Annotated in this window: 23 protein-coding genes; all 23 read left to right on the top strand. The window is 63.7% G+C overall.

Annotated elements, in window-relative coordinates; genetic code table 11:
• Nucleotides 1–57: 57 nt before the first annotated feature.
• The 23 genes from J3474_RS15235 (at nucleotide 58) to rplE (ending at nucleotide 16,038) form a co-directional block, all read left to right on the top strand.
• Nucleotides 58–747 (top strand): GcrA family cell cycle regulator, encoded by a 690-nt coding sequence (locus J3474_RS15235; RefSeq protein WP_038576277.1) that lies wholly within the window; start codon nucleotides 58–60, stop codon nucleotides 745–747.
• Between the two features lie 4 nt (nucleotides 748–751).
• Nucleotides 752–1,546, top strand: a complete 795-nt coding sequence (locus J3474_RS15230) for a peptidylprolyl isomerase (RefSeq protein ID WP_207094715.1) — start codon at nucleotides 752–754, stop codon at nucleotides 1,544–1,546.
• A gap of 212 nt (nucleotides 1,547–1,758) precedes the next feature.
• Nucleotides 1,759–2,958 (top strand): GGDEF domain-containing protein, encoded by a 1,200-nt coding sequence (locus J3474_RS15225; protein WP_207094714.1) that lies wholly within the window; start codon nucleotides 1,759–1,761, stop codon nucleotides 2,956–2,958.
• 145 nt (nucleotides 2,959–3,103) lie between these two features.
• On the top strand, nucleotides 3,104–3,625 hold the full coding sequence (locus J3474_RS15220) for a DUF1993 family protein (protein ID WP_207094713.1): 522 nt from the start codon (nucleotides 3,104–3,106) through the stop codon (nucleotides 3,623–3,625).
• Nucleotides 3,626–4,094: 469 nt separating this feature from the next.
• Nucleotides 4,095–4,466 carry a 30S ribosomal protein S12 gene (gene rpsL / locus J3474_RS15215; protein ID WP_007011879.1) on the top strand — a complete coding sequence of 124 codons (372 nt, stop codon included), beginning with the start codon at nucleotides 4,095–4,097 and terminating at the stop codon, nucleotides 4,464–4,466.
• A gap of 92 nt (nucleotides 4,467–4,558) precedes the next feature.
• Nucleotides 4,559–5,029: a 30S ribosomal protein S7 gene (gene rpsG / locus J3474_RS15210; RefSeq protein WP_007011878.1), complete on the top strand. Its 471-nt coding sequence runs from the start codon at nucleotides 4,559–4,561 to the stop codon at nucleotides 5,027–5,029.
• Nucleotides 5,030–5,149: 120 nt separating this feature from the next.
• On the top strand, nucleotides 5,150–7,222 hold the full coding sequence (gene fusA / locus J3474_RS15205) for an elongation factor G (RefSeq protein WP_013832929.1): 2,073 nt from the start codon (nucleotides 5,150–5,152) through the stop codon (nucleotides 7,220–7,222).
• A 93-nt stretch (nucleotides 7,223–7,315) separates the two neighbouring features.
• On the top strand, nucleotides 7,316–8,506 hold the full coding sequence (gene tuf, locus J3474_RS15200; RefSeq protein ID WP_007011876.1) for an elongation factor Tu: 1,191 nt from the start codon (nucleotides 7,316–7,318) through the stop codon (nucleotides 8,504–8,506).
• Between the two features lie 130 nt (nucleotides 8,507–8,636).
• Complete coding sequence (locus tag J3474_RS15195; protein WP_207094712.1) at nucleotides 8,637–8,987, top strand: hypothetical protein; 351 nt, start codon at nucleotides 8,637–8,639, stop codon at nucleotides 8,985–8,987.
• Between the two features lie 202 nt (nucleotides 8,988–9,189).
• The gene (rpsJ, locus tag J3474_RS15190; RefSeq protein WP_007011873.1) at nucleotides 9,190–9,501 is read left to right on the top strand and encodes a 30S ribosomal protein S10; all 312 of its coding nucleotides are present in this window, start codon (nucleotides 9,190–9,192) and stop codon (nucleotides 9,499–9,501) included.
• Nucleotides 9,502–9,855: 354 nt separating this feature from the next.
• Entirely contained in the window at nucleotides 9,856–10,614 is a 759-nt protein-coding gene (gene rplC, locus J3474_RS15185) for a 50S ribosomal protein L3 (RefSeq protein WP_013832931.1), read from the top strand.
• Nucleotides 10,615–10,617: 3 nt separating this feature from the next.
• A complete protein-coding gene (gene rplD, locus J3474_RS15180; RefSeq protein ID WP_007011871.1) occupies nucleotides 10,618–11,241 on the top strand; it encodes a 50S ribosomal protein L4 in 624 nt (207 codons plus the stop codon).
• The gene (locus tag J3474_RS15175) at nucleotides 11,234–11,545 is read left to right on the top strand and encodes a 50S ribosomal protein L23 (protein ID WP_013832932.1); all 312 of its coding nucleotides are present in this window, start codon (nucleotides 11,234–11,236) and stop codon (nucleotides 11,543–11,545) included. Before rplD ends, J3474_RS15175 begins: the two co-directional genes overlap by 8 nt.
• 4 nt (nucleotides 11,546–11,549) lie before the next feature.
• Nucleotides 11,550–12,386 carry a 50S ribosomal protein L2 gene (rplB, locus tag J3474_RS15170; protein ID WP_007011869.1) on the top strand — a complete coding sequence of 279 codons (837 nt, stop codon included), beginning with the start codon at nucleotides 11,550–11,552 and terminating at the stop codon, nucleotides 12,384–12,386.
• A gap of 6 nt (nucleotides 12,387–12,392) precedes the next feature.
• Complete coding sequence (gene rpsS, locus J3474_RS15165; RefSeq protein WP_007011868.1) at nucleotides 12,393–12,671, top strand: 30S ribosomal protein S19; 279 nt, start codon at nucleotides 12,393–12,395, stop codon at nucleotides 12,669–12,671.
• A complete protein-coding gene (rplV, locus tag J3474_RS15160; RefSeq protein ID WP_007011867.1) occupies nucleotides 12,671–13,048 on the top strand; it encodes a 50S ribosomal protein L22 in 378 nt (125 codons plus the stop codon). Before rpsS ends, rplV begins: the two co-directional genes overlap by 1 nt.
• Nucleotides 13,049–13,051: 3 nt before the next feature.
• Entirely contained in the window at nucleotides 13,052–13,747 is a 696-nt protein-coding gene (rpsC, locus tag J3474_RS15155; protein ID WP_007011866.1) for a 30S ribosomal protein S3, read from the top strand.
• A 21-nt stretch (nucleotides 13,748–13,768) separates the two neighbouring features.
• Nucleotides 13,769–14,206, top strand: coding sequence for a 50S ribosomal protein L16 (gene rplP, locus J3474_RS15150; protein ID WP_007011865.1), 438 nt, complete (start codon nucleotides 13,769–13,771; stop codon nucleotides 14,204–14,206).
• The gene (gene rpmC / locus J3474_RS15145) at nucleotides 14,206–14,406 is read left to right on the top strand and encodes a 50S ribosomal protein L29 (protein WP_007011864.1); all 201 of its coding nucleotides are present in this window, start codon (nucleotides 14,206–14,208) and stop codon (nucleotides 14,404–14,406) included. Before rplP ends, rpmC begins: the two co-directional genes overlap by 1 nt.
• 12 nt (nucleotides 14,407–14,418) lie before the next feature.
• The gene (gene rpsQ, locus J3474_RS15140) at nucleotides 14,419–14,706 is read left to right on the top strand and encodes a 30S ribosomal protein S17 (protein WP_007011863.1); all 288 of its coding nucleotides are present in this window, start codon (nucleotides 14,419–14,421) and stop codon (nucleotides 14,704–14,706) included.
• A gap of 72 nt (nucleotides 14,707–14,778) precedes the next feature.
• Nucleotides 14,779–15,147 carry a 50S ribosomal protein L14 gene (gene rplN / locus J3474_RS15135; RefSeq protein ID WP_007011862.1) on the top strand — a complete coding sequence of 123 codons (369 nt, stop codon included), beginning with the start codon at nucleotides 14,779–14,781 and terminating at the stop codon, nucleotides 15,145–15,147.
• Entirely contained in the window at nucleotides 15,147–15,464 is a 318-nt protein-coding gene (rplX, locus tag J3474_RS15130; protein ID WP_007011861.1) for a 50S ribosomal protein L24, read from the top strand. The genes rplN and rplX overlap by 1 nt, the downstream gene beginning before the upstream one ends.
• Nucleotides 15,457–16,038 carry a 50S ribosomal protein L5 gene (gene rplE / locus J3474_RS15125; RefSeq protein ID WP_013832933.1) on the top strand — a complete coding sequence of 194 codons (582 nt, stop codon included), beginning with the start codon at nucleotides 15,457–15,459 and terminating at the stop codon, nucleotides 16,036–16,038. The genes rplX and rplE overlap by 8 nt, the downstream gene beginning before the upstream one ends.
• Nucleotides 16,039–16,067 lie beyond the last annotated feature (29 nt).

Genomic DNA, 16,067 nt, shown 5'->3' with positions numbered 1-16,067 from the left:
CATGGAACTTTTTCGGGCGATTCTTCGGAGTCGCCCAGCGCGAAAGATGGATTAGGAATGAGCTGGACGGACGAGCGGATCGAGAAGCTGACCAAGATGTGGGAAGGCGGCGCCACTGCCAGCCAGATCGCGGACGAGCTTGGAGGCGTCAGCCGCAATGCGGTTATCGGCAAGGCGCATCGCCTCGGTCTCAAGGCCCGGCCCTCGCCGGTCAAGGCGAACGAGAAGCCGGCTCGTCCGGCGGCTCCCAAGAAGGCGAAGCCCGCCTCCGAAGCGCCAGCTGCGCCAGCCCCCAAGGCCGAGGCGCCGGTGGCCAGGCCTGTGCCGCAGGCTCCGGCCGCGCCGGCTCCGCGCGCCGCTGCGCCTTCTGCGCCGGCAGCCCCTGCTGCGGACAAGCCCGCCTCGGAGCAGCCGCGTATCGTCTCGGTCGGTCCCGGTGGCTTCCTGCGTCAGGGGCCCGGCGATCAGCAGCAGCCGATCCCGCCCGCTCCGCCGCGCCGCCTGGTTCCGGCCAAGCCGAGCCCGGAAATCGCCGACAAGACGAGCCTGCTCGACCTCAACGACCGCATCTGCCGCTGGCCGATGGGGCACCCGGGCGAGCCGGACTTCCACTTCTGCGGCGACAAGGTGAACCCCGGCTTCCCCTATTGCGTCCAGCACTGCGGCCGCGCCTATCAGGCCCAGCTGCCGCGCGGCGCGCGCCGTCCACCTCCGCCGCTGCCTTTCGGTGGACCACGGGTGCGCTGATCCGATGAAGGCGAAGGTGCGACCGGGCAGGGTTCTTGCCGCCATGGCCGCACCTTTCGCGCTGGCCGCGCTCGCTTTGCCGGCCGGTGCCCGGCAGGCCGAGGCGCCCGGCGATGTGCCCGCGCCGCCTGCCGTGGCTCAAGCTCCCGCGGCTCCTGAAAGGGTCGAGCATGTCTATGTCGAGCTGAAGACGCCCGCCGGCGCGATCACGCTCGATCTCGACAAGACGCATGCGCCGCTGACCACCGCGAACTTCCTCAAGTACGTCGATTCCGGACGCCTGGATGGCGCGGTGTTCTACCGGGCCATGCACCTGGATTACAGCGACGAGCCGGCCGGGTTGCTGCAGGGCGGGGTGCGCGACGGCGCCAAGCTTTTCCCGCCCGTGGCCCATGAGCCGACCAACAGGACGGGCATCCTGCACAAGGCAGGGGCCGTTTCGATGGCGCGCTTCGCGCCGGGCACTGCCACGGCCGATTTCATGATTCTCATTTCCGACATGCCTGCGCTCGACGCGCAGGCGGACAACGAAGGCGAAGATCCCGGCGCCGGTTTCGCCGCCTTCGGTCATGTCGTCTCCGGCATGGATGTCGTGCGCAAGATCTGGGACATGCCGCGCTCGGCCACGAAGGGTGAAGGCGTGATGAAGGGCGACATTCTCGAGGACGAGGTGAAGATCATCGGCGCTCGCCGGGTCGCCGCTCCGCCGCACGCTTCCACCGTACCTGCGCCGGAGCCATCGGCACTGGCACCTGCCACCATCGCGGGCGAGGAAGAAGCGGCGGACGGCGCCGACTGATCGTTACCCATAGTTTACTTGCCCGCCCGGTGATTCGACTTTGGGCGGTCAACTAAAGACCCGCGTGCTTGTCCGCCGGCGCGCGGTGCGGCGATTGCGCAAAATGCACGGAACGTGCTTTATGGCCGATTTCAATGCTTGCCAGAAAGTTTTTATCCAGATCCCGACTATTACTACTTAAATTAACCACGGTTTTGTCGTTAACCGAGCGCATGACGGCAAACGACGACAGTCAGGCCCGGGGGGGCTTCATGCGCTGGTTCGGGCTGGGCAAGACCCTAGGCGCGGACGGCGAGGCGCACGAGCAGGCTGCGCCTGCAGCCGAAGCCGCGCCGCAGTTGGCGGACCCGCGCGAGCGCATGCGGGAAAAGACGCTGGCGGAGATCACCAGTTTCCTGCTGACGCATCGCCTGCCGGTGTCGGTAGCGACGCTGGAGATCGCGCACGACATCGTAACCGGGGCGAATCCCATGGTCGGGCGGCTCGTGGCCGACCGCATCAGCAGCCGGGAGCCGATCACACTGGCCTGGCTCGAGGATGTCGTGATTGCTCAGAGCCGCGACAATTCGGGCGAGCAGCTCCACCATCTGGTGATGCGCCTCGAATCGTCGATTGCGGAATTTGCCGCCACCACCACTGCCGCGCGAACGGCGACAAACGACTACAATTCGGCGCTTGAGGCCCATGTTGGCGACCTTGGGGCCGTGGGCAATGCGAACGAGGTGATCGTGCAGCTGGCCTCGCTGGCGCGCGACATGATCTCGCGCACCCGCGATATCGAGCGCGAGTTGAGCCGTTCGGAACGCGAAACCCGCGCTCTTCAGAAGAACCTGGCGGACGCGCGGCGCGAGGCGGAGATGGATCACCTGACAGGCCTGCCCAACCGCCGCGCCTTCGAGGCCGTGCTCAAGCAGGAATTCGGGGACTCGCGCGAGGTGGGAGACGCCTTGGCCGTCGCCTTCTGCGACATCGACAATTTCAAGCGCATCAACGACGTCCACGGCCACGAGGCGGGCGATCGTATCTTGCGTACGGTGGCGCAGTCGCTCGCAAAGATCTCGAACGACAGGTGCCACGTCGCGCGCCACGGCGGTGAGGAGTTCGTTGTCCTGCTGCGCGGCAAAACCGCGCAGGAAGCCATGGATATCCTCGACAATGCGCGTGAGAAGCTTGCGACCCGCAAGTTCGTCAACCGCGCGACGGATCTTCCGTTCGGGCGCATCAGCTTTTCTGCGGGCGTGGCCGATGCCCATGCCTACGAGACGTCCGGCGAGGCGCTGAGGGCGGCGGACGAAGCCCTGTTCCGGGCCAAGAGTGCAGGGCGCAACTGCGTCCAGGTGGCCAGTCCCGCCGATGGTGCAGGTGAGGCGTCGCAGCATGGCGACGAGGCTGGCGAGCACGAGTACAGCTAGTCCGGCGGGCCATTCGCGCTAATCGGACTGCGCAGTCCTGATTGCACTCGCGCGGACGGATATGCGCTGTGCCTGCCGGGCCGGTTGTGCTGACCGGCGGCTTCCTCTACCCCGAGCCCGAACATTTTCAGGGAGATAGAGAGCCGTGTCCGTTTCACTCGATGACGCCTATGTGAAAACATGTCTGCAGATCCTGCGGGCGTTGGCCGGGCAGCTCGAAAAGGCCGAAGACCATTGCAAGGCAGTCGGCGTCTCGCCCGAGACGCTGACCGAGGCGCGGCTTGCGCCCGACATGTGGCCGTTCGCCAAGCAGGTCTTCGAGGCCGGGCATCATTCGGCCCGCGCGATCGAAGGCGTTCGCGCAGGCGTGTTCGGTCCCGAGCTCGATCCGGTGCCGAGCGAATTCCCGACATTGCGCGAACAGGTCGCCCAGTCGATCGCGACACTCGAGGGCGTTGCGCCGGGCGAACTCGACGCCATCGCCGATCGCGACATGCGCTTCGAGTTCAAGAGCTACCGCATGGACTTCACTGTCGCGAACTTCCTGCTCAGCTTCTCGCTGCCCAACTTCTTCTTCCATGCCACGACCGCCTATGACCTTCTGCGCAGCCAGGGCGTTGCCCTCGGCAAGGGGGATTTCCTCGGACAGACCCGCAGGAAAGCCTGAGCCGGCGCCCCGTTCGCCTTGACCCGAAGGGGGATCTCGCCTAAGGGCGCGCATCCTTTGCGGCTTCGGGTCGCAGGGGAAGATTTAGAGCTGAACATTGTCGCTCGCGTGTTTTCGGTGCTTTTCCGGCGGTTTTGCCTCCGGATCGGTCCCATGACAGCTGGTCTTGTCCCGATTCGGGCAAGGGCGCTTTCGGAAACCCGGTGGCAAAGTAATCCGGCGGTTCGTGCCGGGTGGAGTGTTTTTCGGCTCACGATTGCGGCCAGGGTCCTGGTTCGTCGGCGTCGCCATCAGGCTGATGCGGTAACGGCGGTCAGAACCGGTCCTTCGTGACTTCCGATCATGCTTCGTCTTTCGAACCCGCCGGGCCTGATGACCCGGGGTGCGACGGGTCCGTCCCGTGGCTTGCGTTCTGCGCCCACGGTACGGGCCGGATCCATCGCACTCCCATTTTGAAAGAAGAGTATAGATGCCCACGATCAACCAGCTGGTCCGCAAGGGCCGCGAACCGCAGAAGGCCAAGTCGAAGGTCCCTGCGATGGAGCAGAACCCGCAGAAGCGTGGCGTCTGCACCCGCGTCTACACCACGACCCCGAAGAAGCCGAACTCGGCACTTCGCAAGGTCGCCAAGGTGCGCCTGACCAACAGCCGCGAAGTCATCTCGTACATCCCGGGTGAAGGCCACAACCTGCAGGAGCACTCGGTCGTGCTCATCCGCGGCGGCCGCGTTCGCGACCTTCCCGGCGTTCGCTACCACATCCTGCGCGGCGTGCTCGACACGCAGGGCGTCAAGGACCGCAAGCAGTCGCGCTCGAAGTACGGCGCCAAGCGTCCGAAGTGATCCGGCAGCGGCGCTTTACCGCGCCGCGCGATGAAGATTGACCGGCCGGGAAGGCGAAAGCGCCCGGTCGCAAGAACAAGGAATTCTAAACGATGTCACGTCGTCGTCGTCCCGAGAAGCGGGAAATCCTGCCTGATCCGAAGTTCGGTGATCAGGTCCTGTCGAAGTTCATGAACAACCTCATGCTCGACGGCAAGAAGTCGGTCGCCGAAAGCATCGTCTACGGTGCGCTCGACACCATGGAATCGCGCGCCAAGGCCGATCCGGTCCAGCTGTTCCACGATGCGCTGAACAACGTGAAGCCGCAGATCGAAGTGCGCAGCCGCCGCGTCGGTGGTGCGACCTACCAGGTTCCGGTCGAGGTTCGCCCCGAGCGTGCCCAGGCCCTGGCCATCCGCTGGCTGATCTCGGCGGCGCGCAACCGTCCCGAGACCACCATGGCCGCCCGCCTTTCGGGCGAGCTGATGGACGCTGCCAACAACCGCGGCAATGCCGTGAAGAAGCGCGAAGACACGCACCGCATGGCGGACGCGAACCGCGCCTTCTCGCACTACCGCTGGTAATCAGCGTCGTGACGCTCGGGACGTGAAGTCATCCGGGCGTCACACTTTCAATTCAGGGGGCGGGGGCCTATCTCGCGATCGGCCCCACCTTCAAGAAACTCCTGCTGAAGGAACTTCACCATGGCACGTAGCCATTCGCTCAATATGTACCGTAACATCGGTATCATGGCGCACATCGACGCCGGCAAGACCACCACGACCGAGCGTATCCTCTATTACACCGGCAAGTCCTACAAGATCGGCGAAGTGCACGACGGCGCTGCGACCATGGACTGGATGGAGCAGGAGCAGGAACGCGGCATCACCATCACCTCGGCAGCGACCACCTGCTTCTGGGGCGACTACCGCATCAACATCATCGACACCCCCGGACACGTCGACTTCACCATCGAAGTCGAGCGTTCGCTGCGCGTGCTCGACGGCGCGGTTGCGTGCTTCGACGGCGTTGCCGGCGTTGAGCCGCAGTCGGAAACCGTGTGGCGTCAGGCTGACAAGTACGGCGTTCCGCGCATGTGCTTCATCAACAAGCTCGACCGCACCGGCGCCGACTTCAAGTACTGCGTCCAGTCGATCATCGACCGCCTCGGCGCCACCCCGGCGGTGCTTTACCTGCCGATCGGTCTCGAGTCCGATCTCAAGGGTCTCGTCGACCTGGTCCACAACCGCGCGATCATCTGGAAGGACGAATCGCTCGGCGCCGAGTTCTTCTATGAAGAGATTCCGGCCGACATGGCGGACGAAGCCGAGCTGTACCGCAGCCAGCTGATCGAACTCGCCGTCGAGCAGGACGACGATGTCATGGAAGCGTACCTCGAAGGCAACGAGCCCGACGTCGACACGCTGAAGCGCCTGATCCGCAAGGGCACGCTCGGCCACGCGTTCGTTCCGGTCGTTTGTGGTTCGGCGTTCAAGAACAAGGGCGTTCAGCCGCTGCTCGACGCCGTCGTCGACTACCTGCCTTCGCCGCTCGACATCGAAGACGTCCAGGGCGTCAAGGTCGACAGCGACGAGCCCGACAGCCGTCCGCCGTCGGACGACGCGCCGTTCTCGGCGCTGGCCTTCAAGGTCATGAACGACCCGTTCGTCGGCTCGCTCACTTTCTGCCGCATCTACTCGGGCACGCTCTCGAAGGGTTCGTACCTGAACTCGGTGAAGCAGAAGAAGGAAAAGGTCGGCCGTATCCTCGAGATGCATGCCAACGAGCGCAAGGACATCGAAGAAGCCTACGCAGGCGACATCGTTGCGCTGGCCGGCATGAAGGAAACGACCACCGGCGACACGCTCTGCTCGGAGAAGGCGCCGATCGTTCTCGAGCGCATGGAATTCCCCGAGCCGGTCATCGAGCTGTCGGTGGAACCCAAGACCAAGGCCGACCAGGAGAAGATGGGCGTTGCGCTCAACCGTCTCTCGGCCGAGGATCCCAGCTTCCGCGTCTCGACCGATCACGAATCGGGCCAGACCATCATCAAGGGCATGGGCGAACTTCACCTCGACATCATCGTCGACCGCATGCGTCGCGAGTTCAAGGTCGAAGCCAACGTCGGTGCGCCGCAGGTGGCCTATCGCGAATACCTCGCGAAGCCGGTCGACGTGGACTACACCCACAAGAAGCAGTCGGGCGGTACCGGCCAGTTCGGTCGCGTGAAGGTCAAGGTCACGCCGGGCGAGCGCGGTTCGGGCATCACCTTCAAGGACGAAGTCAAGGGCGGTAACATTCCGAAGGAATACATCCCGGCCATCGAGAAGGGCATGCGCGAAACGGCCGAGACCGGCTCGCTCGTCGGCTTCCCGATCATCGACTTCGACATCGTGCTTTATGACGGTGCCTACCACGACGTCGACTCGTCGGCCCTGGCCTTCGAAATCGCCGGTCGCGGATGTATGCGCGAAGTCGCCCAGAAGGCCGGCATCAAGCTGCTCGAACCGATCATGAAGGTCGAGGTCGTCACCCCCGAGGAATACCTCGGCGACGTCATCGGCGACATGAACAGCCGTCGTGGCCAGATCCAGGGCACCGACAGCCGCGGCAACGCCCAGGTTGTCGAGGCCAACGTGCCGCTGGCAAACATGTTCGGCTACGTGAACCAGCTCCGCTCGTTCACCCAGGGCCGCGCGAACTACTCCATGTTCTTCTCTCACTACGACGAGGTCCCGGCCAACGTCGCGGCCGAGGTGAAGGAGAAGCTTGCCTAAGGGCAGGAATGGTTCTAGGGGCGGCGCCTGATTCAGCGGGCGTCGCCTATCTATCCCGCAGATTCAATTTCAAACGAGAAGAAGGTTTGTAAGATGGCGAAGGCAAAATTTGAGCGGAACAAGCCGCACTGCAACATTGGCACCATCGGCCACGTCGACCACGGCAAGACCACGCTGACTGCCGCGATCACCAAGGTTCTTTCGGAAACTTTCGGCGGTGAAGCAGTCGACTTCGCCAACATCGACAAGGCTCCCGAAGAGCGCGAGCGCGGCATCACCATCTCGACCGCACACGTCGAGTACGAGACCGACCAGCGTCACTACGCCCACGTCGACTGCCCGGGTCACGCTGACTACGTCAAGAACATGATCACCGGTGCCGCCCAGATGGACGGCGCGATCCTCGTCGTGAACGCTGCCGACGGCCCGATGCCCCAGACCCGTGAGCACATCCTGCTCGCCCGTCAGGTCGGCGTTCCGGCTCTCGTCGTGTTCATGAACAAGGTCGACCAGGTCGACGACGAAGAGCTCCTCGAGCTCGTCGAACTCGAAGTTCGCGAACTGCTGTCCTCGTACGACTTCCCGGGCGACGATATTCCGATCATCAAGGGCTCGGCTCTGGCCGCTCTCGAAGGCCGCGACGACGCCATCGGCAAGGAAAAGATCCTCGAGCTCATGAAGGCCGTGGACGAGTACATCCCGCAGCCGCCGCGCCCGACCGACAAGCCCTTCCTGATGCCCGTCGAAGACGTGTTCTCGATCTCGGGCCGTGGTACGGTTGTTACCGGCCGCGTCGAAACCGGCATCATCAAGGTCGGTGAAGAAGTCGAAGTCATCGGTATCCGCGACACGCAGAAGACCACCGTCACCGGCGTCGAAATGTTCCGCAAGCTGCTCGACCAGGGCGAAGCCGGCGACAACATCGGCGCGCTGGTTCGTGGCCTGAAGCGCGACGACGTGGAGCGTGGCCAGGTTCTCGCCAAGCCGGGCACCGTGACCCCGCACACCGAGTTCTCGGCTGAGGTCTACGTCCTGTCGAAGGACGAAGGCGGCCGTCACACGCCGTTCTTCGCGAACTACCGTCCGCAGTTCTACTTCCGCACCACCGACGTCACCGGCGAAGTGATCCTTCCCGAGGGCACCGAGATGGTGATGCCGGGCGACAACGTGACCCTGTCGGTCAAGCTCATCGCTCCGATCGCCATGGACGAAGGTCTGCGCTTCGCTATCCGCGAAGGCGGCCGCACCGTCGGCTCGGGCGTTGTTGCCACGATCACGAAGTAATCTTCGCGATCCTCGGGCGACCGAGACAAAGGCCCGGCTTCCGCAAGGAGGCCGGGCTTTTTGCTGTGCAGGGCATTTGCAGCCGACACCGGGGCTGGCGTCCGGCTCGCTCCGCGCTTAGGGCGTCTGCATGGCACGCAAGTATTCAAAGCACGGTCCCAGAGAGGACGTCTTCAGGGACGACGACGATGCACCCGAAGCGCCGCCGCCGCCCGATTGCTGGCTCTGCTCCAGGCCCTGCGGCGAGACGGTGATCTGGCATCACCCGGTGCCGAAGAGCCGGGGAGGGCGCGACACGGTGCCGATGCACCCGATCTGCCAGAACATGCTGATCACCACTTTCACCAATTCCGAGCTTCAGCGCTACGGTCTCGATGTCGATCTCCTGAAGATCGACCCGCGTATCGAGAAGTTCCTCGGCTGGGTTGCGAACAAGGATCCCGACTTCAACGCCGCGCTCGGCAAGAAGAAGCAGCGCTGACAGGTCCGTGCGTTGCCGCGTATTTTTGGCCTGGACGAATGTTTCGCGAATCAGGCTGGGTGCATCATTTCGTTGCGGCCGCGGAAATCGGCGAAAATAAGGGGCGCAAAGGGCTTGCACGAATCCGGGATGCGGTGTAGGGGCGCGGCTCGAATTTGTTCGGGGCTACGGTCCCTAGGCTCTTTCTCATCGGTAGTAGGTAATGGAAGCTCAGAACATCCGCATTCGCCTGAAGGCGTTTGACCACCGCGTACTCGACCAGGCCACTGGCGAGATCGCCGACACCGCCCGCCGTACCGGCGCGCTCATTCGGGGCCCCATTCCGCTTCCGACGAAGATCGAAAAGTTCACCGTGAACCGCGGTCCTCACATCGACAAGAAGTCGCGTGAGCAGTTCGAGGTTCGCACCTACAAGCGTCTTCTCGACATCGTGCAGCCGAACGCCGCCACTGTCGACGCGCTGATGAAGCTCGACCTGGCTGCAGGCGTGAACGTTGAGATCAAGCTGGCCTAAGCCGGCTTCAGGGGCTGCCTTTGGCGGCCCCATGGTCCTTTCCGGGCGGACCTTAAACTGCCGGAACGACATTCGGATCCTCGGATCCAACTGACCTTGTCGGCCCTCGAGGCCGGCTTTGCGGGGAGAAACCCGCAGAGACAGAGCCCCCAAGGGAAACCGGCGGGGACACAAGGGATACCTCCGGTGCTGCCTTCGGGCCAGTGCCGGGAATGCGTCCCCCGTCTCGCTTCCGGCAGGTGCCAAGGGCACCGGCAAGGGAGCACCCAGCCCGGACGGGGCATGCATCACAATTTGGGCTGGACACGCCTGTGCGGGATGGGCTCGCGCAGGCCTCTGTAAGGAGTAAAGGTCATGCGTACAGGCGTGATCGCCAAGAAGGTCGGGATGACCCGACTGTTCCAGGAGGACGGACGGCACGTGCCGGTTACCGTTCTGGCGCTGGAAGATTGCCAGGTGGTTTCGGTTCGCACTGCCGATCGTGACGGATACGTCGCGGTTCAGCTTGGTGCCGGCGAAGCCAAGCAGAAGAACGTTGCCAAGCCGCAGCGCGAGCACTTCGCCAAGGCTGAAGTTCCGCTCAAGATGCGCGTTGCCGAGTTCCGCGTCGCCGACGATGCGCTGCTCGACGTCGGCTCGACCATCGCTGCCTCGCACTTCGTGCCCGGCCAGCTCGTCGACGTTGCCGGTCACACCCAGGGCAAGGGCTTTGCGGGCGCCATGAAGCGTTGGGGCTTCGGCGGTCTTCGCGCCACCCACGGTGTTTCGCTCTCGCACCGTTCGCACGGTTCGACGGGTAACCGCCAGGATCCGGGCAAGGTCTTCAAGAACAAGAAGATGGCCGGCCACATGGGCGACCGTCAGCGCACCCAGCAGAACCTCGAGATCGTCCGCGTGGACGATGAGCGCGGCCTGATCTTCGTCAAGGGCTCGGTCCCGGGCGCGAAGAACAGCTGGCTGACCGTTTCGGACGCCGTCAAGGTCGACCGTCACGCCGAGGCTCCGTACCCCGCCGGCCTGAAGCAGGCCGCAAACAGCAATGACACGGCCGCTGCCGACACGCCTGCGGAAGACACCGCGGCGCCGGAAGCGACCGAAGGCCAGGAGGGCTAAGTCGTGAAGGTCAAGGTCCTCAACCTCGATGGCAGCGCCGGCAAGGGCGACATCGAACTGTCGGATGACGTGTTCGGTCTCGAGCCGCGCGCAGATATCCTGCACCGCGTCGTCACCTGGCAGCTCGAAAACCGTCGCGGCATCGCCCGCGCCACCCGCGAGCGCTCGGACGTTGCACGCACCGGCAAGAAGTGGGGTCGCCAGAAGGGCGGCGGCACGGCTCGTCACGGTGACCGTGCGGCTCCGGTCTTCATCGGCGGTGGTAAGGCTCACGGTGCACGTCGCCGCGAGTTCAACATCTCGCTGAACAAGAAGATCCGCGCTCTCGGCCTCAAGATGGCTCTGTCCTCGAAGGCCCAGAACGGTCTCGTCATCGTCGACACCCTCGACGGTGAAGCCAAGACCAAGGCGCTCGCCGGTCAGCTCGCCAAGGCTGGCTTCGGCAAGAAGGTGCTCGTGATCGACGGCGAAGCGGTGAACGACAATTTCGCTCGTGCAGCCCGCAACATCGTCGGCGTCAACGTGCTCCCGGCTGTCGGCGCCAACGTCTATGACATCCTGAAGCATGATACGCTGGTGCTGACGCGCGCCGCGGTCGAGAAGCTGGAGGCGCGTTTCAATGGCTAAGAGCAACGTGGACATCCGTCACTACGACGTGATCCTCGCTCCCCACATCACCGAGAAGTCGACCCTCCTTTCGGAGAACAACGCGGTCGTCTTCAAGGTTGCCGGCGGCGCGAGCAAGCCCGAGATCAAGGCTGCTGTCGAAGCTCTGTTCGACGTCAAGGTTACTGGCGTGAACACCCTGGTCACCAAGGGCAAGACCAAGCGCTGGCGCGGTAAGGCTTACCGCCGCAGCGACGTGAAGAAGGCGATCGTCACGCTGGCCGAAGGTCAGTCGATTGACGTGACCGAAGGCGTACGGGGCTGATTCGATGGCACTGAAGAACTACAACCCGACCAGCCCCGCCCGTCGCGGCCTGGTCCTCGTCGACAAGTCGGCGCTGTGGAAGGGCAAGCCGGTCAAGGCGCTTACCGAAGGTAAGAACAAGACCGGTGGCCGCAACAACAAGGGCCATGTCACTTCGCGCGGCATCGCCGGTGGTCACAAGCAGAAGTACCGCTTCATCGACTTCAAGCGTCGCAAGTGGGACATGGAAGCGACCGTGGAGCGGATCGAATACGATCCCAACCGCACCGCTTTCATCGCACTCGTGAAGTACACGGACGGTGAACTCGCCTACATCCTCGCGCCGCAGCGTCTGGCCATCGGCGACGTCGTCGTCGCCGGCGAGAAGACCGACGTGAAGCCGGGCAATGCGATGCTTCTGTCGCAGATGCCGGTCGGCACGATCTGCCACAACGTCGAGATGAAGCCGGGCAAGGGCGGCCAGATCGCCCGTTCGGCAGGCACTTACGTCCAGGTCGTCGGTCGTGACCGCGGCATGGTCATCGTGCGCCTCAACTCGGGCGAGCAGCGCTACCTGCGCGGCGATTGCATGGGCACGGTTGGCGCGGTCTCGAACCCCGACAACCAGAACCAGACCCTCGCCAAGGCTGGCCGCAAGCGTTGGATGGGCCGTCGCCCGCTGACCCGCGGCGTCGCCAAGAACCCGGTCGACCACCCGCACGGCGGTGGTGAAGGCCGCACCTCGGGCGGCCGTCACCCGGTCACTCCGTGGGGCAAGCCGACCAAGGGTGCCCGCACTCGCAACAACAAGCAGACGGACAAGATGATCATCCGTTCGCGCCACGCCAAGAAGAAGAGGTAAGACACGATGGCACGTTCCGTCTGGAAAGGCCCCTTCGTCGACCTGTACCTTCTCAAGAAGGCCGAGGTCGCGCAGGATGCAGGAGCCAAGGCCGGCCCGATCAAGACCTGGTCGCGTCGTTCCACTATCCTTCCGCAGTTCGTTGGTTTGACCTTCCAGGTCTACAACGGTCACAAGTTCATCCCGGTCTCGGTCAACGAGGACATGGTCGGCCACAAGCTCGGTGAATTTGCGCCCACGCGCACGTTCCCCGGTCACGCCGCCGACAAGAAGGGCAAGCGCTAATGAGCAAGCAGGCAGCACCCCGCCGCGTTGGCGAGAAGGAAGCTCTTGCGGTCGGCACCACCATTCGTGGTTCCGCCCAGAAGCTCAACCTCGTCGCCGGCCTGATCCGCGGCAAGAAGGCCGAGGAAGCCATGAACATCCTCGCTTTCTCGAAGAAGGCGATGGCCGTGGATGCACGCAAGGTTCTCGCTTCGGCGATCGCCAATGCGGAAAACAACCACAACCTCGACGTCGACGCTCTCGTCGTTGCCGAGGCGTCGGTCGGCAAGTCGATCACCATGAAGCGTTTCCACGCTCGTGGTCGCGGCAAGTCCACCCGGATCCTCAAGCCGTTCTCGCGCCTCAGGATCGTCGTTCGCGAAGTCGAGGAGGCCTGATCCATGGGTCACAAGAGCAATCCGATCGGTCTGCGTCTGCAGATCAACCGTACCTGGGACAGCCGCTGGTTCGCGGAAGGCCGGGACTACGGCAAGCTGCTTGAGGAAGACCTCAAGATCCGCAAGTTCATCATCGAGAGCGTGCCGCAGGCAGCGATCTCGAAGGTGGTGATCGAGCGTCCCGCCAAGCTGTGCCGCGTGTCGATCTATGCCGCCCGTCCGGGTGTCATCATCGGCAAGAAGGGCGCCGACATCGAGAAGCTTCGCAAGAAGCTCGCTGCGATGACCGAAAGCGAAGTGAAGCTGAACATCGTCGAAATCCGCAAGCCGGAAATCGACGCCAAGCTCGTCGCCCAGGGCATTGCCGACCAGCTCGTGCGTCGCGTCGCTTTCCGCCGCGCCATGAAGCGTGCGATGCAGTCCGCGATGCGTCTGGGCGCCGAAGGCGTCAAGATCATGTGCGGTGGCCGTCTCGGCGGCGCTGAAATCGCCCGTGTCGAGCAGTATCGCGAAGGCCGCGTTCCGCTCCACACGCTGCGTGCGAACATCGACTATGCCGAAGCCGAGGCGCTGACCGCCTATGGCATCATCGGCATCAAGGTGTGGGTCTTCAAGGGCGAGATTCTCGGCCACGACCCGACGGCGCAGGATCGTTTGATGATGGAGGCCCAGACCTCCGGCGTCCGTCCGGCGCGCTGAGGCTTGAGGTAGAGAAGCACCATGCTGCAACCGAAGAAAACCAAGTTCCGCAAGGCGTTCAAGGGTAAGATCCATGGCAATGCCAAGGGTGGTACCGACCTGAACTTCGGCTCGTACGGCCTCAAGGCCCTCGAGCCCGAGCGGATCACCGCCCGCCAGATCGAGGCGGCTCGCCGCGCGATCACGCGTCACATCAAGCGCCAGGGCCGTCTCTGGATCCGCGTCTTCCCGGACGTGCCGGTTTCGAAGAAGCCTGCCGAAGTCCGTCAGGGTAAGGGCAAGGGTTCGGTCGAATACTGGGCAGCCCGCGTCAAGCCGGGTCGCATCCTGTTCGAACTGGACGGCGTTGCCGGCCCGCTCGCCGCGGAGGCTTTCAGCCGCGCCGCGATGAAGCTGCCGATCAAGACCAAGGTCGTTGCCCGTCTCGGCGACACCTCGCACTTGGGTGGAGACAAGTAATGGCGAACCGCACTGAAGACTTGCGCGCCAAGACCGACGACCAGCTGACCGCTGAACTCGTCGACCTCAAGCGCGAACAGTTCAACCTGCGTTTCCAGGCCGCCACGAGCCAGCTCGAGCGCCCGGCACGCATCAAGGAAGTCCGTCGCGACATCGCCCGCATCAAGACGCTCCAGGCTGAGCGTGCGGCGAAGGCGTAAGGAGGAAACACGATGCCAAAGCGTATTCTGATCGGTACCGTCGTTTCCGACAAGACCGACAAGACCGTTACCGTGCTCGTCGAGCGTAAGGTGAAGCACCCGTTGTACGGGAAGATCATCCGCCGTTCGAAGAAGTACCATGCCCACGACGAGGACAACGCCTACCGCACCGGTGAGCGCGTCCGCATCGAGGAAACCAAGCCGATCTCCAAGACCAAGTCCTGGAAGGTGCTGGATCGCCTCGCTGCAAGCAAGGGCACTGCTGTCGAGGCCAACCTCGACGTCGAAGCAGCGAACTAAGACGTTTTTTTGGAACTGCTGGGCTGGTTTCGGCCAAAGTCCCAGTAAGCCAGTTGAGAAGGAACCGGATCGATGATCCAGATGCAATCCAATCTCGACGTCGCGGACAACAGCGGCGCAAAGCGCGTCCAGTGCATCAAGGTACTGGGCGGGTCCAAGCGTCGCTTCGCCGGCGTCGGCGACATCATCGTGGTGTCGGTGAAGGAGGCGCAGCCCCGCGCTCGCGTCAAGAAGGGCGACGTTCACCGTGCGGTGATCGTGCGCACCAAGAAGGACGTGCGCCGCGCTGACGGCAGCGTTATCCGCTTCGACAGCAACGCCGCTGTCCTCGTCAACAAGAACGAGGAGCCGATCGGCACCCGTATCTTCGGCCCCGTCGTGCGTGAACTGCGCGGACGTGGCTTCATGAAGATCATCTCGCTCGCTCCGGAGGTGCTGTAATGGCTGCCGCGAAGATCAAGAAGGGTGACAGCGTCGTCGTCCTGTCCGGCAAGGACAAGGGCCGCACCGGTACCGTGCTTCAGGTTCTCCCGAAGGACGGCAAGGTCGTGGTCGAAGGCGTCAACGTCGCCACCAAGCACCGCAAGCCGACGCAGATGAACCCGCAGGGTGGCATCGAGCGCACGCCGGCTCCGATGGCGATCAGCAAGGTCGCGGTTGCCGACAAGGACGGCAAGCCGACCCGCGTTCGCTTCGAAACCAAGGACGGCAAGAAGGTCCGTGTGGCCGTGAAGTCCGGGGAGACCATCGATGGCTGAGAAGTACACTCCGCGCATGCGTTCGCGCTACGACGACGAGATCGTCAAGGCGATGACCGAGAAGTTCGGTTACAAGAACGTCATGGAAGTGCCCAGGATCGAGAAGATCACGCTCAACATGGGCGTGGGCGAGGCGAGCCAGGACAAGAAGAAGGTCCAGACCGCCGCTGCCGAGATGGAGGCGATCGCCGGCCAGAAGCCCGTGATCACCAAGGCTCGCAAGTCGATCGCGCAGTTCAAGCTGCGTGAAGGCATGCCGATCGGTTGCAAGGTTACCCTGCGCCGTGAACGCATGTACGAGTTCCTCGATCGTCTGATCACCATCGCGATGCCCCGCATCCGTGACTTCCGTGGCCTCAACCCGAAGTCGTTCGACGGCCGCGGCAACTACGCGATGGGTCTCAAGGAGCAGATCATCTTCCCGGAGATCAGCTACGACAAGATCGAGAAGGTGCGTGGCATGGACATCATCGTCACCACCACCGCCAAGACCGACGACGAGGCGCGCGAGCTGCTGCGTCTGTTCGGTTTCCCGTTCCCGGCCGAAGCCGAGGAACAGAAGGAGGCGGCGTGAGCCGCCGCTGAGGAAGAGAGCTTAAGTCC

Source organism: Novosphingobium sp. PY1 (genome assembly GCF_017312445.1).
Lineage (GTDB): Bacteria > Pseudomonadota > Alphaproteobacteria > Sphingomonadales > Sphingomonadaceae > Novosphingobium.
The sequence above is the reverse complement of the archived record's forward strand: the minus strand, read 5'-3'. Positions and strand labels throughout refer to the sequence as shown.

Bases quoted from the DNA above. Each gene is read 5' to 3' on its own strand.
- rplP (WP_007011865.1), top strand. From the start codon at position 13,769: ATGCTGCAACCGAAGAAAACCAAGTTCCGCAAGGCGTTCAAGGGTAAG.
- J3474_RS15225 (WP_207094714.1), top strand. From the start codon at position 1,759: ATGACGGCAAACGACGACAGTCAGGCCCGGGGGGGCTTCATGCGCTGG.
- rpsC (WP_007011866.1), top strand. From the start codon at position 13,052: ATGGGTCACAAGAGCAATCCGATCGGTCTGCGTCTGCAGATCAACCGT.
- tuf (WP_007011876.1), top strand. From the start codon at position 7,316: ATGGCGAAGGCAAAATTTGAGCGGAACAAGCCGCACTGCAACATTGGC.
- J3474_RS15235 (WP_038576277.1), top strand. From the start codon at position 58: ATGAGCTGGACGGACGAGCGGATCGAGAAGCTGACCAAGATGTGGGAA.
- J3474_RS15175 (WP_013832932.1), top strand. From the start codon at position 11,234: ATGGCTAAGAGCAACGTGGACATCCGTCACTACGACGTGATCCTCGCT.
- rplN (WP_007011862.1), top strand. From the start codon at position 14,779: ATGATCCAGATGCAATCCAATCTCGACGTCGCGGACAACAGCGGCGCA.
- rplC (WP_013832931.1), top strand. From the start codon at position 9,856: ATGCGTACAGGCGTGATCGCCAAGAAGGTCGGGATGACCCGACTGTTC.
- rpsG (WP_007011878.1), top strand. From the start codon at position 4,559: ATGTCACGTCGTCGTCGTCCCGAGAAGCGGGAAATCCTGCCTGATCCG.
- rpsQ (WP_007011863.1), top strand. From the start codon at position 14,419: ATGCCAAAGCGTATTCTGATCGGTACCGTCGTTTCCGACAAGACCGAC.
- J3474_RS15195 (WP_207094712.1), top strand. From the start codon at position 8,637: ATGGCACGCAAGTATTCAAAGCACGGTCCCAGAGAGGACGTCTTCAGG.
- rpsS (WP_007011868.1), top strand. From the start codon at position 12,393: ATGGCACGTTCCGTCTGGAAAGGCCCCTTCGTCGACCTGTACCTTCTC.
- rpmC (WP_007011864.1), top strand. From the start codon at position 14,206: ATGGCGAACCGCACTGAAGACTTGCGCGCCAAGACCGACGACCAGCTG.
- rplE (WP_013832933.1), top strand. From the start codon at position 15,457: ATGGCTGAGAAGTACACTCCGCGCATGCGTTCGCGCTACGACGACGAG.
- J3474_RS15230 (WP_207094715.1), top strand. From the start codon at position 752: ATGAAGGCGAAGGTGCGACCGGGCAGGGTTCTTGCCGCCATGGCCGCA.
- rplB (WP_007011869.1), top strand. From the start codon at position 11,550: ATGGCACTGAAGAACTACAACCCGACCAGCCCCGCCCGTCGCGGCCTG.
- rplX (WP_007011861.1), top strand. From the start codon at position 15,147: ATGGCTGCCGCGAAGATCAAGAAGGGTGACAGCGTCGTCGTCCTGTCC.
- rpsL (WP_007011879.1), top strand. From the start codon at position 4,095: ATGCCCACGATCAACCAGCTGGTCCGCAAGGGCCGCGAACCGCAGAAG.
- rpsJ (WP_007011873.1), top strand. From the start codon at position 9,190: ATGGAAGCTCAGAACATCCGCATTCGCCTGAAGGCGTTTGACCACCGC.
- rplV (WP_007011867.1), top strand. From the start codon at position 12,671: ATGAGCAAGCAGGCAGCACCCCGCCGCGTTGGCGAGAAGGAAGCTCTT.
- fusA (WP_013832929.1), top strand. From the start codon at position 5,150: ATGGCACGTAGCCATTCGCTCAATATGTACCGTAACATCGGTATCATG.